We start from the raw sequence: 23,859 nt of genomic DNA, 5'->3' as shown, positions 1-23,859 counted from the left end.
AAACCTCCAGTTTAAATACTAGAGGTTTTCTCGTTATTTCTTCAAGCGTTCAATAAAATCGTTCAATTTATCTAGCGATTTCATATTCTGATTGCAAGCTACACCATCTTTGCAAATGTAGTTTCCCTTTTTAACGAAAGTTCCTGGTACATCGCCTTTAATTTCAACTAAAAACATTCCTACTTCTTCATGTCCATGACATAACGAACAAATGCTTTTTTTATTTAAACTTTGGAACGTTCCTTGCAGACCAACAAATTTATTTTTATCATTTTTCGCTATAATAAATTTCCTGCTTGACCCCTTATCAATCCAGCTTAAATAAGATATTTCTTTCATATCCATTTCTTCCATATCAGGAAGTTTTAACTTTTTCGCTTTAGGAAATAATTTTTTTAATGTTTGTGCTGTAACTTCTTGAAACGGAATTACATACGGATTTATTTTCATTAAAAATGATTCTGCATCTTCTCTATTTTGAACTGTTAATACCGTATCAATTAACTCTTTCTGTTCATCCGTTAAATTCTCAAATACATGTATTATCTTTTCAATCGCAAGCGATTTTAACGCTTGAATTACACCTCTATCATTTGCCGTTGCATGCCCGTTTGCTAAAATATAAGCTTGTGATTTTATAAAATTATATTGATCACTTCTAATAAACGCTTCCATCTTTATCACTCCATACAAATTGTTGATCTAGTTTTATTGTATACAATGATTACGTTTTTTGATATGTAAAAGATAACTTAGAAACAAACATTACATATATCACTTATTCTCTACCGCTGCATTTCCTGACAAAAGAAGCCATCATCTGTTTTCCATTCCGCATATAATACGTCTTCAAATTTAGTAATTCCTTTTTGCTTTATTTGTTTATAAAGCCATCCTTCATCAAATCCCGCTTCCCTCAAATTATCCTTAACTACTTTTCCATCACTAATTAATGAAATTGGTAAGTATACAGGCTTATGTTTTAAACTTAAATCATTTATAGTAGGAGATTCGTATTTACTTTTTTTCAGAACGCTTATGTTTCCGTTCGGTTCCAATATCATATATTCAACTTCTCGGATTGAAAATATATCTTTTTGTTGCCTAAGCATTTGTTGTAATTGGTTTATATCCAAATGATTTACGCTTAATTGTTCACGATCAATCTTTCCGTTACGAATAATAATTGAAGGATATCCTTCAAAAAACCTTCTTGTTCCTCTTATTTTTTGTGTTATCACTTCTATAGTATAAATTAAAATTACCCAAACAAATACTGAATATAAAATAGACCATACTTTAATTTTAGGATCATATATTGAATTTCCAACGAGCTCACCTAGGACGATTGCAGAAATAAAATCAAATGGCGTTAGCTGAGATATTTGTGTTTTCCCTAATATTTTTGTAGCAATTAATAGAACAAAAAAACCAACTAAAAGCTCTATCGTTATTTGTCCAATATGATTCATATATGTTCACCTTTCTACTTTTCAAGTGCTCTGTATACCATTTAATAAAAAAACGGCACATTTTTTCTATTATCATGCCCGTTCACACCTCATATATCCAATACACATAAAACAAAAAGAGTCTGATTCAAAGTAATATATGAATCAGACTCTTTTCCTCTTATTTAGAATACACAATCTTTTTAATCGTTTCCCCAGAAAGAAAATATTCTTCTGCAAGTTGATGAATAGCAATCCCACTTTTAAACGCTTCTTTAATTGCTTTATTTCTTTCATCTAGTTGTTTTCTTCCGCCAGATCGTGTACCCCATTTATAATGTTTCGTTTCTTGTTTCGGAATGTAAATTGTTTCACCTTGTATATACTTTTGAATTTCAGTAATTAAACTCTCTGGTAAAACAGCATTAGCTTTTACGTATTTCATTTCTGCTCGCCCCTTATTTTTTATGGTTCATTTCAATAAGGTGCAAAGCCAAATATAAAAAATGATACGAGCTCATATAGGCGATTGTATATTACTTGTCTACCTCACGCAAAGTATCGCCATTTCCATACTTGGCTTTGCATGAGACGTTGCAGTGTCTGGCAATTGAATTATAATCGCCATATAAACACCTCCTAATATACCTTTTGCATTTTATTATATGATAAATTCCTTCTCCTTGCATCCACACCCTTCTTAAAGCACGAAATTACTTAGTTTGATATAATACTTTTTAACTGAATTAAAAATCATTGTGAGGTTACATTATGAAGAAAAAAATTATCATTACAATCGTTACACTATTCTTTATTATCACGGCATTATTCGGAACATACAAATTGATGAACGCAAGAAGCTTTCAATTATTTGGAGCTTTAACACAACGCGTAGAAACAAATGAAAAAGTGATTGCTTTAACTTTTGATGATGGCCCTACTAACAATGTAAAACAAATATTACCGCTACTAGATAAATACAACGCTAAAGCTACTTTCTTTTTAATTGGAAATGAATTAGAGCAAAATTTATCGTTAGGAGAAGCTATCGCGCAATCTGGGCACCAACTTGGAAACCATACATATTCTCATAATAGAATGGTTTTCAAAACACCTTCTTTTATTAAAGATGAAATAGAAAAAACGAATTCATTAATCCGCCAAACAGGATTTACAGACAAAATTGATTTTAGGCCCCCTAACGGAAAAAAATTAATCGGACTACCCTATTATTTAAATAAAAATAATATCGAAACCATTATATGGGATCTTGAGCCCGATACTTTTTATAAATCTGCAGCTGATAAAATTGAATATGTTAATAAAAATGTAAAACCAGGTTCTATCATTTTACTGCATTCTATGTATGATGAGTCTAATGAAAATTTTAAAACGATTGAAGGTATTTTAGATTCTTTATCTAAGAAGGGCTATCAGTTCGTAACAGTAAATGAATTGCAAAAAAGAGCAAAATAAAAAGGTAGCGTATCTATGTATGATACGCTACCTTTCTTTTTATATAATGCCAAGTACATTTAAGAATACGATAATAATCGCAATTGGTGCGATATAACGAAGTAAGAATAACCATAACACAAATAGTTTGTATCCTTTATTTTTACTTACACCTAGCTCTTTCATTAATACATCTTTCTTCATTTTTAAAGGAACAAAGATAGAAACTAATAATACACCAAGTGGCATTAAAACGTTACTTACTGCATAGTCCGCTAAATCAAAGACTGTCTTTCCGAAAATCTTCAGATCACTTAATATACCGAATGATAATGCTGATGGTACCCCAACAACGAAGATTAATAACCCTACGATTAAGGCCATTTTTTCACGTTTCCCTTTACCTTTTGATGTTAACGATGCAACACTAATTTCTAACATCGAAATTGCTGATGTAATCGTAGCGAAGAAGAATAGTAATAAGAAAACAATGAAGAATAATTTTCCGAACGCCATTTTACTGAAAATAGCTGGCAACACGATAAATAATAGTCCCGGCCCTTGAGATGGTTCCATTCCAAATGCGAACACAACTGGGAAAATTGCAAGTCCTGCAAGTAATGTAATAACAAGAGTTAAGGCTACGATAGAAAATGCTGAACGTGGTAAGCTTTCTTCTTTCGGTAAGTATGAGCTATACGTTACCATAACGGCTACCCCGACAGATAATGAGAAGAACGATTGCCCCATTGCGTATAATATAACTTCTGATGTTACATGTGAGAAATCAGGTTGTAAGAAGAAACGAACGCCTTCTCCAGCACCATCTAATGTAAGTGCACGAACGATTAATACAAAGAATAAAACGAATAATGCTGGCATGAAATATTTATTTACTTTTTCAACACCATTTTGTACACCTTTACTTACGATGAAAATAGTAATAAGGATGAATAATAGCTGTGATCCAACTGCTAAATATGGATTGGAAATGATTTCACCAAACGTAGCTTCGTATGCTCCATTTCCTTCCCATAGTCTACCTGTAATTGCATTCCATAAATATAATAAAATCCAGCCTCCTACAACACTGTAGAAAGAAAGTAATATGAAACATGTTACAATTCCTAATTTACCTAACCAAGGCCATAACGTTTTAGGAGCAATCTCTCTATATGCATCGACAGCCTCTTTTTGTGTACTTCTTCCAATAACAAATTCAGCTAATAATAGCGGTAAACCAATTAATAATGTGAAACCGATGAAAATTAGGAAGAACGCTCCGCCTCCTCCAATGCCGGCCATATATGGGAATTTCCAAATCGCTCCAAGACCAATTGCCGAACCTGCTGCAGCTAATACGAAACCTAATTTCGATGTCCATTGCTGTGAATTCATTTGTTAATCTCCTCTCTATCTCTTTTTCTTTGTTACAATTCGGTATTTATATTGTTCTATCAATACTCTTTTCTAATACGTTCACTTCCTCCCTAATAAAAAAACGTCCCTACGTAAATACGTAGGGACGACAAAAATATCGCGGTACCACCCTAGTTGTGAAGAACACTAAGAAACCACCTAAATAAAAACGCCCCTACGCAAAAACGTAGGGACGATAAAATATCGCGGTACCACCCTAGTTATGAAGACACACCAAAGTTAGGACCTAAATAAAAAACGTCCCTACGTAAATACGTAGGGACGATAAATATCGCGGTACCACCCTAGTTGTGAAAAAATCTTCACCACTTTATTTGATAACGGTATAAACTACCGTCTTTCATTTCCTCATAATGCGAGATTTATGAAAGATGCTCCAGGACGAACTTCATGAATAATCTATATACTGATTCACACCAACCATCAGCTCTCTGAAATAGGGAGATATTCACTACTATACCCTTTCATTGCCCAAATATTATTTTCCGAATTGATTACTATCATTTTTATCACACATTAAAAATAGTGTCAACTTATATTTCGAATTTTTATGTATTACAATCTATTTCAAAATTCGAAATATAAGTTTTTAGTTTAGAAAACAAGTGGATTAGTACATAACGAATTCTAACAGGCAATAGAAAAAGAATTACGTATTATTGATACTTATTCAATAATACAAATCATCTAGAAACATAACCTGTCTCTCTGTATTAATTTTTTAAGAGTTTGATGGATACCAAGAAAATTTCGCATCACTATCCAGTGGTCTATTTTTCGTTTCTTCTTTAATTACACGAAACCATTCATTTAGAATTTGAGTTTTGGGCAATTGAGCAGCAAGGTTATCTTCCCAAATTATATGTGAAAACCAGGCTTTCGTTTCCCATTCAAACTGCAATTGCGCAAACGAAATTATAGGGTGATCAGCTTCATGAAATTGCTCATTTACTGCATTTGAAACTTCTGGAGCTTGCGGTAACAACTCGTTCTGAATTCTATTTCTTATCGTCTCATTTTCTAGCTGATCCCAGAAATACAATTGCCCATTTATTTGATAGAAAATATCAAATGAAGCCTCACCTTTCTTCAAATTCAATAATACGAAGGCACGTTCCACATCATTGTCAGCCGCCTTTACAGCATTAACAATTATATTTTGTGCCATTGATACCCAGTAACTAGTCGCTTCCTCTACCGGTGATTCAACATACAATTCTTCACTTAATTCATGAAGAGTGGCTTCTTGCTCATTTACTTTTTCAACTTTTTTAAAAAACCTATTAAAAAAACCCATAACTTCCCCCTTATTACTGTTTTCTATTTCACAAAATAAAAAATCGATTTTTCTTGCTCATCCACATTTACTCCTGGCGCGTATGTATGAACTTGTTGCAACACTTCTTCTATTAGCAACTCTAACTCCTGCACACTATTTTCTGGACTCCCTATTAATGTGTCCGCCATACGTTCATATAAATTTTCAGGTTTAATAGTCATTCGTTCCACATTATTAGGCATCCATTTAAACGCTGGATGATGTACATACATTTTATTCAAACCAAATAAAACACCGAATACGTTCCTTTGTACTTCGCAAATAACATCATAAAGCATAAGCCAATCTTTCCGTTTTAAAAGCGCCTTTCGATTGTGCCAACGATTACTTAACCATAGATTTTCTGAAATCATTCGTTTTACTAGTTCATCTGGATATACCACTACTCTATCTTTTAATTCATTCACTTTCTCTTCTCCATACAAACTAACACCATCATGAACGGATGATACAATACATTGTTTTTCATAACTTATATCATATTGATTCACCACATCCGAAATCACTTTCTCTACTGTCTCTGTTAAAAAGTTACTAATCTCTAATTTAATTCCCTCTTTCGTTAAATACGTTTCCGACCATTCTTCTTCCTCATACGGATAATACGATAATATTGTCCCATCAATATGATGAATAGGGGCCCTACGATCCTCATCTTCTGGCGGTGTTGACCATAAAATATGTAATTCTATATCTGAATGTTCATCTTCAAGCTTTCTAGCTACTGAACCCGCTAAAATAATGGCTTCTACTTTCGGATTTTGCCTATAGATCTCTGACATCTCTATTGCTTTCTCTTTTAATCCCATTTCATTTCCCCCTAAAATTGCAGTAATCCCCTATATTTCATTTATCTATTTCGATATTACAGCTTGCATTACCTTTTCAAATTCCTACTACATCATATTTCTATCCAAAAGCGCTGAATAACTTCACCAGTACGAGAAGAAACTATTTCATTTTCTAACACACCGCCAACCTTTTGAATCGTTTTAGCAGAACCGATATTGGATTTATCACAAGTTATTAATACTTTCTGCAATCCTAATTTTTGCGCTTCAGCTAATGCAAGTTGTAGTTGTTTCGTAGCGTAACCGTGGCGACGTTTATTTGGATGGACACTATATCCAATATGACCGCTTTCCCGTAATAATTCTGGATTTAATCTATGTCTAATATTCACAAAACCTATAAGTTCCTCTTTTTCAAAACTTAAAAACTGACTAGATGGCACTCGATTAGCTAGTAAATTTTCTCCTAGTTCTTGTTTACTCACTTTTTCAAACCATTCATCAAGAGAATCAAAGTTTTGTAAAGAACTACTTCCATGTGGTTGTTCCCCTGAGTGTAAAAACGCGTGTCTATACGCTGTAATATGCTCACTATATTCATGGGTTGGTTTTAATAGTTTCATTGTTCTTCTCCCCCTCTTCATTCCATAAAACAAACACCTTAATAGCAGCTATTCACTATTAAGGTGTTTCTATCCTTTTTATTCAAATAACCCCATGCTCAAATAACGTTCACCTGTATCAGGCGCAATACATAAAACTTTTTTACCAGCGCCTAGACGTTTCGCTATCATGATTGCAGCATAAACAGATGCTCCAGAAGACGGCCCAACTAATAATCCCTCTTGTCTAGCTAAGTTTCTCATTGTCGTTAAAGCCTCTTCGTCTGCAATTTGAATAATTTCGTTATACACTTCTGTATTTAAGTTTTTCGGGATAAACCCTGGGCTTGTTCCTACTAGTTTATGAGGACCTGGCACACCACCTGATAAAACGGGTGATCCTTTCGGTTCCACTACTGCAATATATAAGTTTGGTAATTTCTCTTTTAACGTTTCACCAGTCCCTGTAATCGTTCCGCCTGTTCCTGCCGTTGCAACAAAAGCGTCCAGCTCTCCATCCATTTGTTCGTAAATTTCAAGCGCAGTCGTATAACGGTGAATATTCGGATTAGCTGGGTTTTCAAATTGTTGCGGAATAAAACTATTCGGTATTTGCTTTTGCAATTCTAACGCCTTCGCAATTGCTCCTGGCATTCTTTGTTCTGCTGGTGTTAAAACTACTTCTGCTCCGTATGCTTTCAATAAATTAATACGCTCTTTTGACATATTATCTGGCATAATTAAAATCGCTTTATACCCTTTAGCTGCTGCATTCATCGCTAAACCAATCCCTGTATTCCCGCTTGTCGGTTCAATAATTGTATCTCCTGGTTTGATGAGACCATTTTCTTCTGCAACGTGAAGTAAATTATAAGCAGCACGGTCTTTCACACTGCGCGATGGATTAAACATTTCTAGTTTCACATACACATCTGCTGCGTCTTCCGGAATAAATTTAGATAATCGGACGACAGGTGTATCTCCTATTAATTCCGTAACGTTTTCACACAATTTCATAGCGCATCCCCTATTCTATCGTTTTCTTATCACTTGGCAGTAACCATGAAGTGAGTCCAATTAATGGTAGACAACTACATAATAGCATAATAAATTGCAGGCTATATATATCTGCTAATTTCCCAAGAACTACAGCACCTAATGCTCCAAGTCCAAACGCAAGACCTACGATTAATCCTGACACCATTCCCACTTTTCCAGGTACAAGCTCTTGTGCATATACAACAATTACACTAAAACTACTTGAACTAATAAAACCGATACATAAAAATAACGGTACGACCCACACAAGTGAGACATGTGGTAATAACAGTGCAAGTGGCGCTGAACCTAACATTGAAAATACGATGATATTTTTCTTACCAAATCGATCTGCTAACGGTCCTCCGAAGAAAGTTCCTAACACACCAGCAATCATAAATGCGAATACGAAATACTGGGCATTTTTTATAGATAAACCGTAATGCTCTATTAAGTAAAATTGATAGAAATTCCCGATACCAGCACCGTACCAAGAGCGTACAAAAGTAAGAAAAACAAGAAGTATAATAACGAATTTAATGTGTGTACTTACAATTGCATTTTCCGCCTCAAGTGCAGCCCTCTTCTTCCTTCTTACAGCACCGGTTGCTAATTCATTTTTGTACCAATTCGATACGAAAATTAATAATACAATTCCTACTGCTGCAAATGCTGTAAAACCTAATGAACCAATTTGACCGAGTGGAACGAAAATTAGCGCTGTAAAAATAGGAGCTAGAGAATTCCCCGTGTTTCCCCCAACTTGATAAATTGCTTGCGCTAACCCTCGTTTTGCACCTGCCGCCATATACGCAACACGAGCGCCTTCTGGATGAAAGACCGCGGAACCTAAACCAATAAATAAAACAGAAATAATAACAATAATAAAGTTTGGTGCAAACGCGAGTCCAATCATTCCAAGCATACTTGAAAACATGCCGAGTGGTAATAAAAATGGTGACGGCTTCTTATCTGAATACATACCAAACACCGGTTGCATAATCGATGACGTCATATTTAATGCAAACGCAATCCACCCTACTTGCATATAGGATAAATTCATCGTTTTTTCCAAAATAGGAAACAACGCCGGCACAACTGCTTGCATCGAATCATTTAAAAAATGCCCAAAGCTAATCGCAAATAAAATTCGATATATTGTCGGTGTTTCTACAGTTTTTTTGTGTGAAACTGCCTGCATATGTGAATCTCCCCTTTCTGTACAAAATATATATTTATTACAGTAGGTGTAATAAATTCTGACTTTTGAAACATTTCTATTCTATACTGCTTTCATTTCTTTTTCCAGAAATATAACTTAACTCCCGTCATTGGCTTGCATCCTTGTAACTTTCAGCGGTAAAACAGTACAAAAAAAGACAACCCAATCACATACTGGGTTGCCTCTTACATTAAATTGCAAAATGCTTATACTTCTCGTAATCACTCGTCTTACATTCTATTTGTAATTTGGTACCTTCGTTTTCGTAACTCGTAGATAAAACGTGTGCATGATTATTGAAATACGAAACTACCTGTCCTTGATCATATGGAATTAACATTTCACACTTCGTATATTCTTTATAGATGTGTGAGCGAATCATTTCTACAAGTTCTTCAATTCCAACATGTTTCTTCGCTGATAAATAAACGCGATCTTCTTGCACTTTCGGAATTTCAACATCTACCATATCTGATTTATTATAAGCATAGATCGTTGGAATATTTTCTACTCCAATTTTCTTTAACGTTTCATTTGTAATATCAATTAATTGTTCATAATTTGGATTTGCGTAATCTACAACGTGAATAAGTAGGTCTGCTTCCGCTACTTCTTCTAACGTTGAACGGAACGCCTTCACAAGATGATGTGGTAATTTACTTACAAATCCAACTGTATCTGTTAATAAAAATGATTTATTATCTGGCAAATCAATATTTCGTACAGATGTTTCTAACGTCGCGAATAACATATCTTTTTCAAATACTTGTTTTTCTTCTGTACCATTATAAATTTCAAGCATTGCATTCATCGTCGTTGACTTTCCTGCATTCGTATAACCTACTAATGCTACAACAGGTATTTCATTTTTCTTACGCTGCTTTCGCTGCGTTTGACGCTGGGCAACGAGCGCTTCTAAATCTTTATTCAAAACTGAAATTTGTTCTTCAATTTTACGACGGTCTAACTCTAACTTCTTTTCACCGACACCTTTATTTTTCGTACCAACGCCGCCGCTCTGTCTCCCTAACGATTCACGAAGACCGATTAAACGAGGCATCATATACTGAAGGTGTGCTACTTCTACTTGTAGCTGTGCTTCTTTCGTTTTCGCACGTTGCGCAAAAATATCTAAAATTAAAATGGTACGATCAATTACCTTACAATCTAAATCCTCTTCTAAATTTCGAATTTGTGAAGGAGATAATTCATCATTAAAGATAACCATATTCGCATCTATTTCTTGTACATACGCTGCAACTTCTTCAATCTTTCCTTTTCCGATATAATGCGATGGATTTACTCGTTGTAAATTTTGCGTTACTTGCCCAATTACCTCTACATCACAAGCTTCCGCAAGATTTGTTAACTCTTCCATCGAATATGCAAAATCATCTTCATTACCTACATTTACTCCAACTAAAACTGCTCTTTGTAATACTTCTTCCATATATTTATTCCTCCATTTCGATTACGTAAAATAAAAAACACAGGTCGCTGCCTGTGTTTTCGTAAACGGATAAGGGTTCACCAAAGAAATAGAAGAAAGCTATGCTTTCATCCTATTTTATAGTCAAAAAGTCCCAAGATTGTATACGTATCCACAGTAAGTGTTCACTTATACAATCCCATTCTATTTATAAAGGCAAAACAAAAAGAGGGCGTATTCGTCCCTCCCTCTTTTTCACATATAAGCTTAATAAAGGGTTCCTTTAAAATAGGCAGACCAATCCCGTTCACTCTGTACACAGACAGAGCCTTTGAGCGCTATTCAATTATTGGCACAAAGTATTGAGACGTAATCTGATTAAGATCAAAGGAAGCCCCTCCGTTCATTTTAAGTTACATAAAGTGTAGCATAAGTAATTCGCTTTCACAAGGTTTAACAACCTATATCACACTAAAGAAAATCTTTATATTTTTACTTTAATCGTCATTTTTTGCGAATTTTTCTCACAATAAAAATAACAAAAGCAATTATCAATTTTAGAAACTTCTCGTATATTATTTTTACAGCACTCGCCAAATTCCTTCATAGTAAGTTAAGTATTATCGTTTTAATACAACAAAAATCTTTATTGACATTTTTATAACCTAATATTAGTATCAGGTTATAAAAAATAAAAGTTAGGAGATGTTCCTATGCATTCTAAATCTCGTATTACTGCAATTGGTACTTATGTTCCAGATCAAATATTGTCTAATAACGATTTAGAAAAGATGGTCCATACGAATGATGAATGGATTGTACAAAGAACAGGAATAAAGGAAAGAAGAATCGCTAGTGACGAAGAATACTCCTCAAACTTAGCCATTAAAGCAATTAAAAATTTATGTACAACATATAAGAAAAACTTAGAAGATGTCGACTGTATCATTGTCGCTACTACTACTGCTGATTACGTTTTCCCTAGTGTTGCTTGCCAAATACAACAATACTTCAACATACCTCATACACTAGCTTTTGATTTAAATGCAACTTGTGCTGGTTTTACATATGGACTACACGTCGGTAATAGCTTAATCACTTCTGGATCACATGAAAAAGTACTTGTCGTAGCGACAGAGACATTATCTAAAGTTACTGATTATAGCGATAGAACGACCTGTATTTTATTCGGTGATGGTGCTGGAGCTATTTTATTAGAAAGAGATGAAGACACCCCAAGCTTTATCGCTGCTCACATGGGAACAAACGGTGATGGCGGCATTCATCTATATAGAACAAACTTATCTACTACTATGAATGGCACACCACTGCAAACAAATGAAAAAATCGTTCAAAATGGAAGAGAAGTATATAAATGGGCAACACGCACAGTACCAAAAGGCATAAAAAATTTATTACATACCGTAAATATGCAAGTAGATGATATAGACTGGTTCATACCCCACAGCGCTAACTTACGAATGATCGAATCTATTTGCGAAAAATCTCAAATTCCAATACAAAAAACATTAACGAGCGTGGAATATATGGGGAATACCTCTTCAGTCACCATTCCACTCGCTTTAAATTTAGCTATAAAAGAAGGGAAATTAAATAACGGAGACACACTTTTACTATACGGATTTGGTGGCGGACTTACGCATTTAGGGCTTATTGTAGAGTGGAATTTAATTTAAGTGTATAAAAAGAGGCTCTAGTCAGTAACTAGAACCTCTTTTTCATTTAATTTCTTGCCCCTTTTCGAGACCATATCACAACAGGAATAAGTAATAACGCTAACACCCCTCCAGCCAATGACAATGCCGCATAACTTGAATTCGCTACTACCATACCTGACATTGCTCCACCAGAAGCTCCAGCTAGCGCAATAAAAACATCTATTTTCCCTTGTGTTTTAGCACGTGTAGACGTTGTTGTGGAATCAACGATTTGTGCTGTACCACTTATCAATCCGAGGTTCCATCCTAGCCCAAGTAAAGACAGAGCAACGATTAATAATAATAAAGAATCACTTGGCGCTATCGCAGCTATGACACCCGCTGCAAGTAAAATCACTCCACCAGCTATGCTCATTGTAGTTCGGCCAATTTTATCAATTAACATTCCTGTAACGAGAGATGGAAGATACATTGCACCTACATGAAAACCTATCACAAGTCCTACTGCACTTAAACCGTGACCGTGGTGTCCCATATGAACTGGCGTCATCGTCATAATCGCAACCATCACTATTTGCGTAAGTATCATTACGATTGCTCCAACTGTAATACCTCGTTTATTTTCTTTCGCTTCTTCTGTTATTGGTTGTCCTTTATATGTATGTTCCTGTTTATATCTTTCTATTATGTTAGCAATAATCAAAGGATCTGGACGAAGCATAACAAAAAGAACTAGACCCGCCAGTATAAATGCTGCTGCCGATAGTATGAACGGACCTGCAAGTTTAGGAACTCAAATTGAATGAGCAAAACTTCCCATTACCCCTACTAAATTTGGTCCTGCAACTGCACCGAAAGTCGTCATTACCATCGTAATACTAACAGCCGTTGCTCTCTGCTTCTTATCTGCTAAATCTGTACCTGCATAACGAGCTTGTAGATTCGTGGCTGTACCGGCACCATATATAAGTAAAGAAATAAGTAAAAGAATAATACTATTTGTTAAAGCTGCCATTACAACACCAATTGCTCCAAATCCGCCTACTATAAACCCTGTTGCAAGACCTATCCGGCGTCCATATCGTTGCGAAAGCTTCCCTACTATGAAAGCTGCGAATGCCGATCCTAATGTAAACATAGCAGTTGGTAATCCTGCAAATGCATCTGTTCCAAGCATTTGCTGCGCAAGAAGTGCTCCCACTGTAATACCAGCAGCTAGTCCTGCACCGCCAAACATTTGTGAAATGCTGACGATTATTAACGTTCGTTTGTATAGTTTTTGTTGCTCTTCTTCTGTGTACACATGATTATCTATTAAAGCCCCTGCCTTATCTAGCAATTCCCCATCCTCCTTTTAAAATTAATCCCTCTTGTTAATGTACTATGTATAACGTTACATATTCAATGGCATTTTCCATTCCTTCCTTTCATTCTAAAAAACTTTCTAATCATACTCGACTTATCCCATGCTATATTAAAAATACTAATATTCACAATATGCAAGGAGAAAACAATGAAAAAAACAGGCTGCTATAGCCTGTTTTTCTTTACGCTTCTTCTACTAATCTTCCCCTTCTCTTTTTACTCAAAGCTTTCCCTTCCCAAAACAACAAACTTACGAAAGCACAAATTAAAATAATTGGCACACTTGCTTTATATAAATCTGTAAAACTCATAGCCATCTGATTCTTGGCATAATGATTCACATCATTTGAAAATGTGAGTACCTCTTTCTTTATACTTTCCTCTTGTTTTTCAACTTCTTTTGTCACTTGCCTCATAACTTCTTCTCTTTTTACATCTCTATATTCTACTGGAACTTTTCTTAATATTTCATCCGTCTTGTCGCGAATCAATTCTTCCTTTTTCTCTTTACTTAATCCCATTGTCATTGCATTTTGTTTCTTATTTATATTCGACTCTAAACTTTGATTCTCTATTTTCTCTTTAGTCATTTGTAAAATTTCAGTTTGCTCAGTACTATTCACATGAATAGTACGCACCTTTTCTTCTGCATAACGATATACTTTTTCTTTATTTACAGTTAAATTGTGAGTTAAGTTAGAGACAAATATTGCGACTGCCAATACAATTCCGACTTGTCGTAACATTGATACAACACTTTGAGAAGCAGTTAACAATTCTCCTTCAAACGAAGACGCACTTAAAACTGTAATTGGCCCCACTACTAAACCATATCCAACACCTAATATCATACATGGAATAATAATTTCTATATTTGTTGAATGCACATCAATCATTTGCAACCAATAGTAGGAAAGCCCCATAATAAGAAATCCTGACAAAATAATAGTTACTTTTCCGAGTTTTTTAATTAAAGTTGCTGCAACTGGTGAGACAAAAAATATCATTGCTGAAATAGGTGTCACTAAAAAAGCCGCTTCAATTTCCGTTCGACCTTGTAGTTTCGTCAAGAACGTTGGAAGCAATACAGTAACTCCAATTAAAAATAAATTACTTAATATAACAACGATAGACGCTCCGACAAACATTCGATCTTGAAATAACTTTAAATTCACCATTGGATTATGAAGCTTTCGTTCTACTAAAACAAATAGAATAAGAGAAATAGTGCTAATTGCATAACAAGACAAAGCAATATTACTTTGCCATCCCCATGTATTACCTTTTACTAATATGAGAGTAAATGAAAAAATTGCTGTGCTACTTAATAGTAGTCCTATCCAATCTATTTTTGAGATAATACGTTCTTCATTTTTTATTTGTAGCATGATGCAACATAACACGATTCCTATTATACAAACCGGAACATTAACGAAGAACACCCATCTCCATCCTAAATTTTGCGTAATAATTCCACCTATTACTGGTCCCATAGCAGCTGACAATCCTTGTGTTACTCCTAAAATTGCAAGCGCAACATGCCTCTTAGCTAATGGCATAGCTGATACACCAATTACCATACTTGTTGGAAATAAAATCGCTGCCCCAATACTTTGTATAAAACGAGAAAAAATAAGAAAATCACCTGTATTAGCAAAAGCGCAAAGTACCGATCCACCACCAAAAATCACCAGACCAAGAATATACATCTTTGCTTTTCCAAAGATATCAGCTATCCGCCCTAACGGAATGGCAAGTACTGCAATCGTCATTGTATAAACATTTAATACCCAAGACATCTTTTCTAACGAAGTATTTACACTCGATTGTATTGCCGGTAAAGCTATATTCATAATTGTCGTATCAATCATACAAAGAAAGATACCTAGACACATTAAAAAGACAATCTTAATACCCTTTGATTGCTCCATCTTTATATACCCCTTTATTTATTGTGAACGCGTTTTTCATTCTTCTGTTTTATTGTTTTCTTTCGCCTCTAACTCTTCTAATTTTTTCTTCAAAGTCTCCACTTGTGCACTATACGATGCAATACCTACATCTAGTGAAATTTCTTCGACGAAAGTAATACCTACTCTCCACTTTTCATATTTCAATCGAAGATCTGCAATGTACGCTTCTTTTCTTTCAATTTCATCTTTAATCCATTTTTTTATTGTTACATCATCACTATAGTTACCAAAATACATTCTCATTAAAAAATCCGAACGTAAAACATCCTTCTCTACAGGTGTCTGCATGTATTGATAAAATTCTTCACGCCCCTCATCTGTAATAAAGTACATTTTCTTATTCGGTTTTCCCTCTTGCATGACAACCTCTTTTTTTATTTTCCCTTCATTCTCCAATTGTCGTAACGTTGGATAAATCATTCCAAAACTTCCATCAAAAAAATGAGTAAATACGTCTTCAAACACAATTTTAATATCGTAACCAGACAATTCCTTTTCCATTAATAAACCTAAAACAACATCTCTTCCCTTCAAAGTAAAACCCCCACATAGTATATAATCAATAATCATATTAACAATGTTAATATGATTATTGATTATATACCTTATTCTGTTAATTGTAAAATGTTTCTAAATAAAAAAGCCCCATAATTTGGTTTCACCAATTCACAGGACCATTTTCTTTTTTACTCTTTAACACCTACATCTTGCAAAACTTCGATATCCTCTTTCATTTCATAATAATAAGAAGGCAATTCTATACCATGTTCTAAGAAATAATCCTCAATGAATAAAATTATAATTTTTAACGTTTTCACACGAGCATACAATTTATCGTTACTTTCAATAATATGCCACTTCGCATTTGGCTTACTTGTTTTTTCAAACATGTCTTCCATTGCTTCAACATATTCATCCCATTTTTCACGATTACGCCAATCTTCGTCTGTAATTTTCCATCTTTTCAAAGGATTTTTCTCTCTATCTTTAAATCTCTTTAACTGTTCCTCTTTACTTATATGGTAGAAGAACTTCCCTATTATGTAATGGTCATCTGTTAGTAGTTTTTCAAAATCATTAATCTCATCATATGCTCTCATCCACTCTTCCTTTGTAGCAAATCCTTCAACACGCTCAACTAACACACGACCGTACCATGAGCGATCAAAAATGGTGATTTGCCCGTACTGTGGAATTTTACGCCAGAAACGTTGCAAATAATGGTAACGTTTTTCATGAGGTGCAGGCGCTCCAATTGGATTTACTTGGAACCCACGCGGGTCAAGATGTTCCGTCACCCGCTTAATTGCCCCACCTTTACCAGCCGCATCCCATCCTTCCATAACAAGCATAACCGCGATTTTTTCTTCTTTCAAAATTTGCTGTAATGCTAATAAGTGCCTTTGATATTTTTCTAATTTCTTATTGTACTTAGATTTTGATTCAATTTTTTTCGTTAAGTCTACTTTAGCAAGATGTCCATTTTCCATAAAACAAATCCCCCTTGTTGTATGACAATGTTATTTTAACATATTTTTGGTAATTTTTTCATATCCTAAATAGCTGTGTAGAAACATCTCTACACAGCTTCCCTCTCTAATTTCACATATACAAGTACATTTAACTACATTAAAACAAATAATTTATACGGAACTCTTAGTATATTCTTTTTATTAAAACGTAAAAATAGCCCTTTTAAAAAGGGCAGTAATCTAAGTATAGAAAAAACAAATTTATTCTTTCTTACTTCATACGTAATTATGCTAGCTATAAGAGTAGTGAATAAGATATTGATTCACTACTCACAATAACCACTTTACATTATATGGTATATTAACTCGTAAAAAGAAGATAATAACAAGTAAATCCATTAAAGAATGGGAGCTCTAAAAAAAATGAAACGAAAAATATTAACTCTCTTTACGCTTATATGTTTAGCACTACCAATGCAAGCTAGTGCTTACACATTTCAGTCACTACCGATTGCATCAAAGTCTAAACAATGGTATGTCGAAATTGATAAATCTCATAACTCAAACAAGCAAGCAATCCAGCCGAAACAAGGTGTATTTGATACGTATAGTTTACTCGTAAAAAACATCGGTCATGATGTATCAAACGTATCCGTGGAAATACTTGATAACAATCCTACCTCTAAGGCTACCTTTAAACCTACTACACCTAATGAAAATATTTCTAAAAGTCATACAAGCTTTGACTACATGGTATTCCCATTAGACTTTAATAGTCATAATTTTAAAGTTGTGATCACTTGGGAAGAAAAGAATTTCTCTTATAACGGCCATCCGGTAAATGAAGGTAAAAAAATGAAACAAACATTTGTATTTGATGAAGAATAAGTCCTAATTTCTTTAGGGCTTATTCTTTCTTATGGATACCAATCGATACAGCACTAAAGCTACCTATGCAAACTTGGTTTAAAGAAAGATTCCCATTATTTTTTGAAACAGGCACTTTTGAAATTCAACGTGTTTGGGATAATGAGCTAAATAAACAAATTTCTATGACAATTACCCATACATAAAAAAGCTTGGAAACCCATCCAAGCCTTTCTTACTTCTGTGCAATTTTTTCAATCTTATAATGAATATGTAAAAATTCAAGTCCAAATAGCCACATGCTATGATGAGCTGTTAACATTTTATCCTTACCCTCTGTAATGATGAAAGTCTCTGCTAACGGTAAACAGATTGTTAAGAACCGAGTATGTAAATAAATCCCCTCATCTCCCTGGCCATTTTCTCTTAACTTACTAGTAATAATTAAATCATGATTATCATTACATAGCCTCAAAATACCAGTCATATTCGAATAAGGTAAAGGCAAGACGATATTCATATATGTCTCATCCTTATCTGTATGCTTTGAATAAAGAGCTACAAAAATAGATTCACCTGCTTCATTTTTCCTTAGCCAAGCCCTTACATTCTCTCTTCCATCTTCCTCATCCATTACACCAATGATAGAGCCATGCATCGTTTCCCACTTGTCGCCCATTCCTAAATGTATTTGTCCTACATGCTTGCTCATTTTCTCATAACAAAATGCAAATAGGCGGAACCAACGAGCCCATTTAATATTCGATTGCAACTCATACTCTGTTGTATTTTCATAAAAATGAATAATACTTAAAGGTACCTTCGTCACGTCAAATGACTCACTATGAAAATCAGTTATTTGATCAACTAAACCGTTGTATTCCTTACTGCCTACTAAATTGCCGCTATATAAAAAAGCCTCACCAATTGCCACACTTCCTCTTAATTTACTCATTGGTTTCCCATAGTATTTATAATTCGGAACACTCTTTTCGATCATCCAGCCGACAAATGCCGGTAACGCTACTCCAATTCCGTTGACAACACCGTGAATCCAAACCATTTGAGCAATTGTAATCGTCATTACATGCTTCAAATTCCCGTATGAGTATATAAGTGAGAACACAATTGTAACCATGAGTGTACTAGACGAAACGATTAAAAGAATCTTTGCACTGATAGCATTAAATTTTGCTCTCCAAACGTAAAATCCATATCCATAAATCGCACATAAATATAGAAGCACTGCAAAAAATTCAAATATTCTCGAGTATGTAATTCCTATTGCAACTGTCATAGGTGAAATCATGATGATAAACATAATAGCATCATATACTTTACTTCTCTTTTCTCTTTTTCTCCCTATTAAACCAGCTGATAATGGCAATAGAAACGCCGAATAATGAAAATGTGCAGCTGTGAGTAAAACAATGTCAGAGCTAAAATGCATAATTGAAAGTTTTGCTACTGAAGCAAAAAACCAAAAACCACCTAAAAACAAATAAATATACGCACTATCTATGGCGTTCTCTTCTAGCGGCTTCCATCCTCTTTCTAGCAATCTACTTACACCAAATAACGCAACAATTCCTGTATATACAAACCAAACTAGCGCAAATACATAGTGATTTGTGACGAAAGCTAGCATTGTACAAATTGCTGCGATTGGATATAAAAACGATACGAATTTATAAAATAATAAATACGATCCATCTCTTTTTCTTTTATCAATAATACAAAGTGACATTGGTATAAATAATAAAACAGATAATAATATAATTGCTTCAACAGGATTTATATTCGACCACTCATATATTAGAAAAACAACATAACAAGCAAGCCCAAATATTATATTTTTCATATCGTTTATTTCCTTTCCACAAATGTTCCCTTATATGAAAAAAGCGAGCCAATTAACGGGTTTCGTACTTGTACGTGAATTCGAAAACACTGTAGTGTTGCATCATAACTTTCAACAATTTTTGCCTCACCATACAAAAATTTTGGTAACGGAATTTTTCTTCCAAACATATAAAACCATTGTTTCTTTGAAGAAATATGCATTGCACCTAACTCATCGATATGAAAATGCAGTGTAGAAACGAGTAAATGTGGTTCGCCAAAATAATCTACAATTTCATTTTCTTTTTCATCCAATTGCATAACTGCATTAAAATATCTTTTCTTATTTCACCTATTGATTCCCCTTCTCCAGCTATTTCAAACCCAAATCCAATCCTTGTTTTATACAAAAACTTCTGTGGTTCTCCTTCTTTTTTCTCTAAATACGAAATTTCAGTAAAGCGAGCATCCCACTCTGTATGTATATCTGGTTCTTGCATATATTCCCATAATTTCCCCATCGTCGTGTTCATTTTTGTCGCAACATAAATAGGCTGTTTCCTTTTCATTCTCCCCACCTCCTATGCACTATAAGTTTAATGTACATGCAATGAATTTATTTTGCTACATTTTTCACAAACTTCCTCAGAAAAAAGAAAGAATTTTTAAAATATATATAAAACACTTGATTCCCCGAAAAATTTAAATTATTATAAAACAAATGTTACCAACAACTTCATAAATCAAACACTCTCGCCTAAAACGTGAGATAGAGGTTGCAATACTTATGAGTATTCTAATGGAGACACAGAGATGTCTATGAACTTAGATGAAAGGAAGTATTGCCGAAATTGATAAATTTCTCTGCATTTATCAATTGGGGCTGTTTTCGAATAGAAACAGAACTGTCATATGTACAGACGTGTATGTATGAAGAGCTATCTACAAAAAAGAGATATCATTTTTTATGATATTCCTTTTTTGGCGGTTTTTTTATTAGCTCCGTTTTCTGTTTCCCTTTTCCTGTAACAGCACCATCCTCACTTATTTGAGATGGTGTTTTTTGTTTGTCTTTCTGGTAACTACAGGAATATTGGGATCTATATATTTCCTAATCTATTCTTAAAAATAGACGAAAGAAGGAATTTGCAATGGAAACAATTGTTCAAAAATTTGGTGGCACTTCTGTCGGGAGCGTCGAGCGCATTCAACATGTAGCAAATTTAATTATTGAAGAATATGAACGAGGTCATAGCGTTGTCTCTGTCGTTTCAGCAATGGGAAAAAGCACGGATGAACTTGTCGCACTTGCTAACGCAATTACAGAAAATCCAAGTAAACGCGAAATGGATATGCTTCTATCGACAGGAGAGCAAGTAACTATTTCATTATTAACGATGGCACTACAAGCAAAAGGGTATAACGCGATTTCATTAACAGGATGGCAAGCTGGTATTACGACAGAATCTGTACATAGTAGTGCACGGATTACTGAAATTAATACAGATCGAATTCAGTCTTATCTTACTAAAGGCACGATTGTTATTGTAGCTGGTTTCCAAGGAGTCAGTGAAGATTTTGAAATTACAACGCTTGGACGAGGCGGTTCTGATACAACTGCTGTCGCATTAGCTGCTGCACTAAACGCAAAAAAATGTGATATTTACACAGATGTGACCGGCGTATATACGACGGATCCACGAGTTGTAAAAGATGCTTATAAATTAGATGAAATTTCTTATGACGAAATGTTAGAACTTGCAAACCTCGGTGCTGGTGTATTACACCCGCGTGCTGTTGAGTTTGCTAAAAATCATAATGTCATTTTAGAAGTTCGCTCAAGTATGGAACAAGAAAACGGAACAATTGTAAAAGGAGAATGTAACATGGAACAACAATCAATCGTTAAAGGTATTGCATTTGAAGATAATATTACACGCATCACAGTGAAAGGATTAGAACAAGGTTCACTTTCAACTGTTTTCTCTACATTAGCAGCGGCACATATTAATGTAGATATCATCATTCAAAGTATTACAAATGAAGGAACTGTTCATCTCTCCTTCTCCATCCATTCTAATGATTTAAGAGAAACATTAGAAGTATTGGAACAAAATCAAGAGGCACTTCACTATGAAGCAGTAGAATATGAAAATCATTTAGCAAAAGTATCAATCGTAGGATCTGGCATGGTATCTAACCCTGGTGTCGCTGCAAATATGTTTACTACTTTAAAAGAAGAAGATATTCATATTAAAATGGTAAGTACATCAGAAATTAAAGTGTCTGTCGTTATTGACCGCCTTCATTTAGTAACAGGTGTTGAGGCACTGCATCAATCATTTATGGCGAAAATTGAGCCTTTAGTGCAAATGAGCTAATTTGATATGCTCAGTAACACTTATAAAAAAATCATATTAATCTACTTCCTTCCTATTAAATAAAAGCTGTTCGTTAACAAGATGCTATATGACATATAAAAAAACACCTTGTCAATTTTTCCTATACTGTGACAAGGTGTTTTTGACTGAAAGGAATTTGTAACTACTTAGTAGTATAATTATGAGGATGATTAAATAATGAACTTTTATACATAAGGAGATAAGACTATGGCAAAAAACAAATTACTACGAATGGACAATGTCAGCATCGTTGTAGAATCCCTTGATGACGCAATCTCTTTCTTTGGGGAGATTGGCTTGAATCTCGAAGGTCGAGCCAATGTCGAAGGTGAATGGGCTGGTCGCGTAACTGGACTCGGTTCTCAGTGCGTAGAGATTGCTATGATGGTCACTCCAGATGGCCACAGCCGAATTGAACTTTCGCGATTTCTCACCCCTCCTACTATAGCAGATCACCGAAAAGCTCCTGTAAACGCCCTCGGTTATCTACGCGTCATGTTCACCGTTCAAGATATTGACGAAATGGTATCGAGACTCACTAAGCATGGTGCAGAGCTCGTTGGCGAAGTAGTTCAGTACGAGAACTCGTATCGTCTCTGCTACATTCGTGGAGTCGAAGGAATTTTAATCGGTTTAGCGGAAGAACTCGGTAATAAATAAGCAAGTGACGTTTTATAAAAAGGCACTATCATTGAATAAAACGTAGACTCTTAAGCGATTTTATTATTATATTTTGAACCCCGTCCTAGCTTTAGAACGGGGTTATGCTTGTTTGAGCTTTTAAAATTAAATAACTTTATTATCATTTTACATATAGATTTCAAGGATCTACCCAAATAGCTTTCATATTACCGATATCCTAAAATCATTATAATACAATGAAAACATTCGTTATACCCTTTCCTAGGAAATATAACTAACTCTTCTCACTTTTTATCACATATATCTTTTCGCTCTTTCTCTTGAAAAAACGATCTATATTCATTCAAAATAACTTTCTTCACATTCGAATAAAAAACCATCATGAATAGTGCAACTCCTAATACAAATACTTGTATTCCTTCATAATCAATGAATGCACTCATAATTAGCAATCCAAACCCAATATAAAAACCAAAATCATTCTCTTTCTCAAAATCCTCATCTTCTTCATCAATATGTATTTTTTCTTTAATATTCTGTTTCCCTTTTATTAACTCATCAAGCGTAACATTGTACATTTCGCTTAGTAAAATTAGATTATCAATATCAGGATAACTTTTATCATTTTCCCATTTGTACACTGCTTGCCTCGTCACACCAATCTTTTTAGCAACATCCTCTTGCGAAAACCCCTTTGATTCTCGTAGTTTTTTTAGCTGCTCTCCTATGCTCATAACGTCCCCTCCTTTAACAAATTATTACATAAAAAGAGATATAAATGAAAGAAACCATTAGTAAAACTCTCTGTAAACCATTCGTTTACACAATTTAAAAAAGAGGGAATAGCTCT

20 protein-coding genes, 4 pseudogenes, 1 riboswitch and 1 other annotated feature are annotated in these 23,859 nt (G+C 34.4%); of the genes and pseudogenes, 6 read left to right on the top strand and 18 right to left on the bottom strand.

All coding sequences use genetic code 11. The annotated features are described in order from the left end of the window. Positions 1-33: 33 nt before the first annotated feature. The 3 genes from BUA87_RS00610 to BUA87_RS00600 all read right to left on the bottom strand — a co-directional run bounded on the left by BUA87_RS00610 (position 34) and on the right by BUA87_RS00600 (position 1,896). Positions 34-675, bottom strand: a complete 642-nt coding sequence (locus tag BUA87_RS00610) for a FusB/FusC family EF-G-binding protein (protein ID WP_000387074.1) — start codon at positions 673-675, stop codon at positions 34-36. Positions 676-785: 110 nt separating this feature from the next. Next, positions 786-1,472 (bottom strand): DUF421 domain-containing protein, encoded by a 687-nt coding sequence (locus BUA87_RS00605; protein ID WP_001015539.1) that lies wholly within the window; start codon positions 1,470-1,472, stop codon positions 786-788. Between the two features lie 160 nt (positions 1,473-1,632). Then, positions 1,633-1,896, bottom strand: a complete 264-nt coding sequence (locus BUA87_RS00600; RefSeq protein WP_000878325.1) for a CD3324 family protein — start codon at positions 1,894-1,896, stop codon at positions 1,633-1,635. 326 nt (positions 1,897-2,222) lie between these two features. Here BUA87_RS00600 and BUA87_RS00595 point away from each other — a divergent pair, with 326 nt between their 5' ends. Then, a complete protein-coding gene (locus BUA87_RS00595) occupies positions 2,223-2,927 on the top strand; it encodes a polysaccharide deacetylase family protein (RefSeq protein WP_000726855.1) in 705 nt (234 codons plus the stop codon). A gap of 39 nt (positions 2,928-2,966) precedes the next feature. Here the strand turns inward: BUA87_RS00595 and BUA87_RS00590 are convergent, their stop codons facing one another. The 7 genes from BUA87_RS00590 to hflX form a co-directional block, all read right to left on the bottom strand. After that, complete coding sequence (locus tag BUA87_RS00590) at positions 2,967-4,304, bottom strand: sodium-dependent transporter (RefSeq protein ID WP_001088187.1); 1,338 nt, start codon at positions 4,302-4,304, stop codon at positions 2,967-2,969. 296 nt (positions 4,305-4,600) lie between these two features. Beyond that, positions 4,601-4,823 (bottom strand) — a binding site (T-box leader). 244 nt (positions 4,824-5,067) lie between these two features. Beyond that, the gene (locus tag BUA87_RS00585) at positions 5,068-5,643 is read right to left on the bottom strand and encodes a hypothetical protein (RefSeq protein ID WP_000505541.1); all 576 of its coding nucleotides are present in this window, start codon (positions 5,641-5,643) and stop codon (positions 5,068-5,070) included. Between the two features lie 23 nt (positions 5,644-5,666). Further along, positions 5,667-6,494: a DUF4037 domain-containing protein gene (locus BUA87_RS00580; protein ID WP_071714453.1), complete on the bottom strand. Its 828-nt coding sequence runs from the start codon at positions 6,492-6,494 to the stop codon at positions 5,667-5,669. Between the two features lie 92 nt (positions 6,495-6,586). After that, complete coding sequence (locus BUA87_RS00575) at positions 6,587-7,099, bottom strand: GNAT family N-acetyltransferase (RefSeq protein WP_000771301.1); 513 nt, start codon at positions 7,097-7,099, stop codon at positions 6,587-6,589. A 78-nt stretch (positions 7,100-7,177) separates the two neighbouring features. Then, positions 7,178-8,095, bottom strand: a complete 918-nt coding sequence (gene cysK / locus BUA87_RS00570) for a cysteine synthase A (RefSeq protein WP_000762271.1) — start codon at positions 8,093-8,095, stop codon at positions 7,178-7,180. Between the two features lie 10 nt (positions 8,096-8,105). Next, positions 8,106-9,317 carry an MFS transporter gene (locus BUA87_RS00565; protein ID WP_001149399.1) on the bottom strand — a complete coding sequence of 404 codons (1,212 nt, stop codon included), beginning with the start codon at positions 9,315-9,317 and terminating at the stop codon, positions 8,106-8,108. 211 nt (positions 9,318-9,528) lie between these two features. Further along, a complete protein-coding gene (hflX, locus tag BUA87_RS00560; RefSeq protein WP_000393283.1) occupies positions 9,529-10,788 on the bottom strand; it encodes a GTPase HflX in 1,260 nt (419 codons plus the stop codon). 692 nt (positions 10,789-11,480) lie between these two features. On the opposite strand from hflX, the gene BUA87_RS00555 reads away from it, so the two are divergent. Then, positions 11,481-12,464 (top strand): ketoacyl-ACP synthase III, encoded by a 984-nt coding sequence (locus tag BUA87_RS00555; protein WP_071714454.1) that lies wholly within the window; start codon positions 11,481-11,483, stop codon positions 12,462-12,464. A gap of 46 nt (positions 12,465-12,510) precedes the next feature. Here the strand turns inward: BUA87_RS00555 and BUA87_RS00550 are convergent. From BUA87_RS00550 to BUA87_RS00535, 4 genes and pseudogenes are all read right to left on the bottom strand, one after another. Continuing rightward, positions 12,511-13,785 (bottom strand): annotated as a pseudogene (locus BUA87_RS00550) (MFS transporter). A 208-nt stretch (positions 13,786-13,993) separates the two neighbouring features. After that, positions 13,994-15,742: an MDR family MFS transporter gene (locus tag BUA87_RS00545; RefSeq protein ID WP_071714456.1), complete on the bottom strand. Its 1,749-nt coding sequence runs from the start codon at positions 15,740-15,742 to the stop codon at positions 13,994-13,996. 36 nt (positions 15,743-15,778) lie between these two features. Further along, positions 15,779-16,318, bottom strand: coding sequence for a PadR family transcriptional regulator (locus BUA87_RS00540; protein ID WP_000678333.1), 540 nt, complete (start codon positions 16,316-16,318; stop codon positions 15,779-15,781). 152 nt (positions 16,319-16,470) lie between these two features. Beyond that, positions 16,471-17,274, bottom strand: a complete 804-nt coding sequence (locus BUA87_RS00535; RefSeq protein WP_072938178.1) for a polyphosphate kinase 2 family protein — start codon at positions 17,272-17,274, stop codon at positions 16,471-16,473. A gap of 405 nt (positions 17,275-17,679) precedes the next feature. Between BUA87_RS00535 and BUA87_RS00530 the strand changes: the two genes are divergently transcribed. Together BUA87_RS00530 and BUA87_RS00525 are read left to right on the top strand one after the other, a co-directional pair. Next, entirely contained in the window at positions 17,680-18,144 is a 465-nt protein-coding gene (locus tag BUA87_RS00530; protein ID WP_000823335.1) for a hypothetical protein, read from the top strand. 29 nt (positions 18,145-18,173) lie between these two features. Then, positions 18,174-18,329 (top strand): annotated as a pseudogene (locus BUA87_RS00525) (DNA mismatch repair protein MutT); the annotation flags it as partial. 29 nt (positions 18,330-18,358) lie between these two features. Here the strand turns inward: BUA87_RS00525 and BUA87_RS00520 are convergent. From BUA87_RS00520 to BUA87_RS00510, 3 genes and pseudogenes are all read right to left on the bottom strand, one after another. Continuing rightward, positions 18,359-19,984, bottom strand: a complete 1,626-nt coding sequence (locus BUA87_RS00520) for a YndJ family protein (protein WP_072938175.1) — start codon at positions 19,982-19,984, stop codon at positions 18,359-18,361. 5 nt (positions 19,985-19,989) lie between these two features. After that, positions 19,990-20,313, bottom strand: a pseudogene (locus BUA87_RS00515) (DUF4166 domain-containing protein); the annotation flags it as partial. Beyond that, positions 20,301-20,534 (bottom strand): annotated as a pseudogene (locus tag BUA87_RS00510) (hypothetical protein); the annotation flags it as partial. The pseudogenes BUA87_RS00515 and BUA87_RS00510, both read right to left, overlap by 13 nt. Positions 20,535-20,727: 193 nt before the next feature. Next, positions 20,728-20,914, top strand: a riboswitch (Lysine riboswitch). Positions 20,915-21,116: 202 nt separating this feature from the next. Here BUA87_RS00510 and BUA87_RS00500 point away from each other — a divergent pair. Continuing rightward, a complete protein-coding gene (locus BUA87_RS00500) occupies positions 21,117-22,346 on the top strand; it encodes an aspartate kinase (RefSeq protein WP_016513037.1) in 1,230 nt (409 codons plus the stop codon). A gap of 228 nt (positions 22,347-22,574) precedes the next feature. Further along, positions 22,575-23,027 (top strand): VOC family protein, encoded by a 453-nt coding sequence (locus BUA87_RS00495; protein WP_001107254.1) that lies wholly within the window; start codon positions 22,575-22,577, stop codon positions 23,025-23,027. A 266-nt stretch (positions 23,028-23,293) separates the two neighbouring features. Here BUA87_RS00495 and BUA87_RS00490 read toward each other — a convergent pair whose 3' ends face one another. Beyond that, complete coding sequence (locus tag BUA87_RS00490) at positions 23,294-23,743, bottom strand: helix-turn-helix domain-containing protein (protein WP_023521645.1); 450 nt, start codon at positions 23,741-23,743, stop codon at positions 23,294-23,296. Between the last annotated feature and the right edge of the window lie 116 nt (positions 23,744-23,859).

Source organism: Bacillus sp. bc15 (genome assembly GCF_900142585.1).
Taxonomy (GTDB): Bacteria; Bacillota; Bacilli; order Bacillales; family Bacillaceae_G; genus Bacillus_A; species Bacillus_A cereus.
Note: the sequence above shows the minus strand (reverse complement) of the source record. Positions and strands in the feature narration are given on the sequence as shown.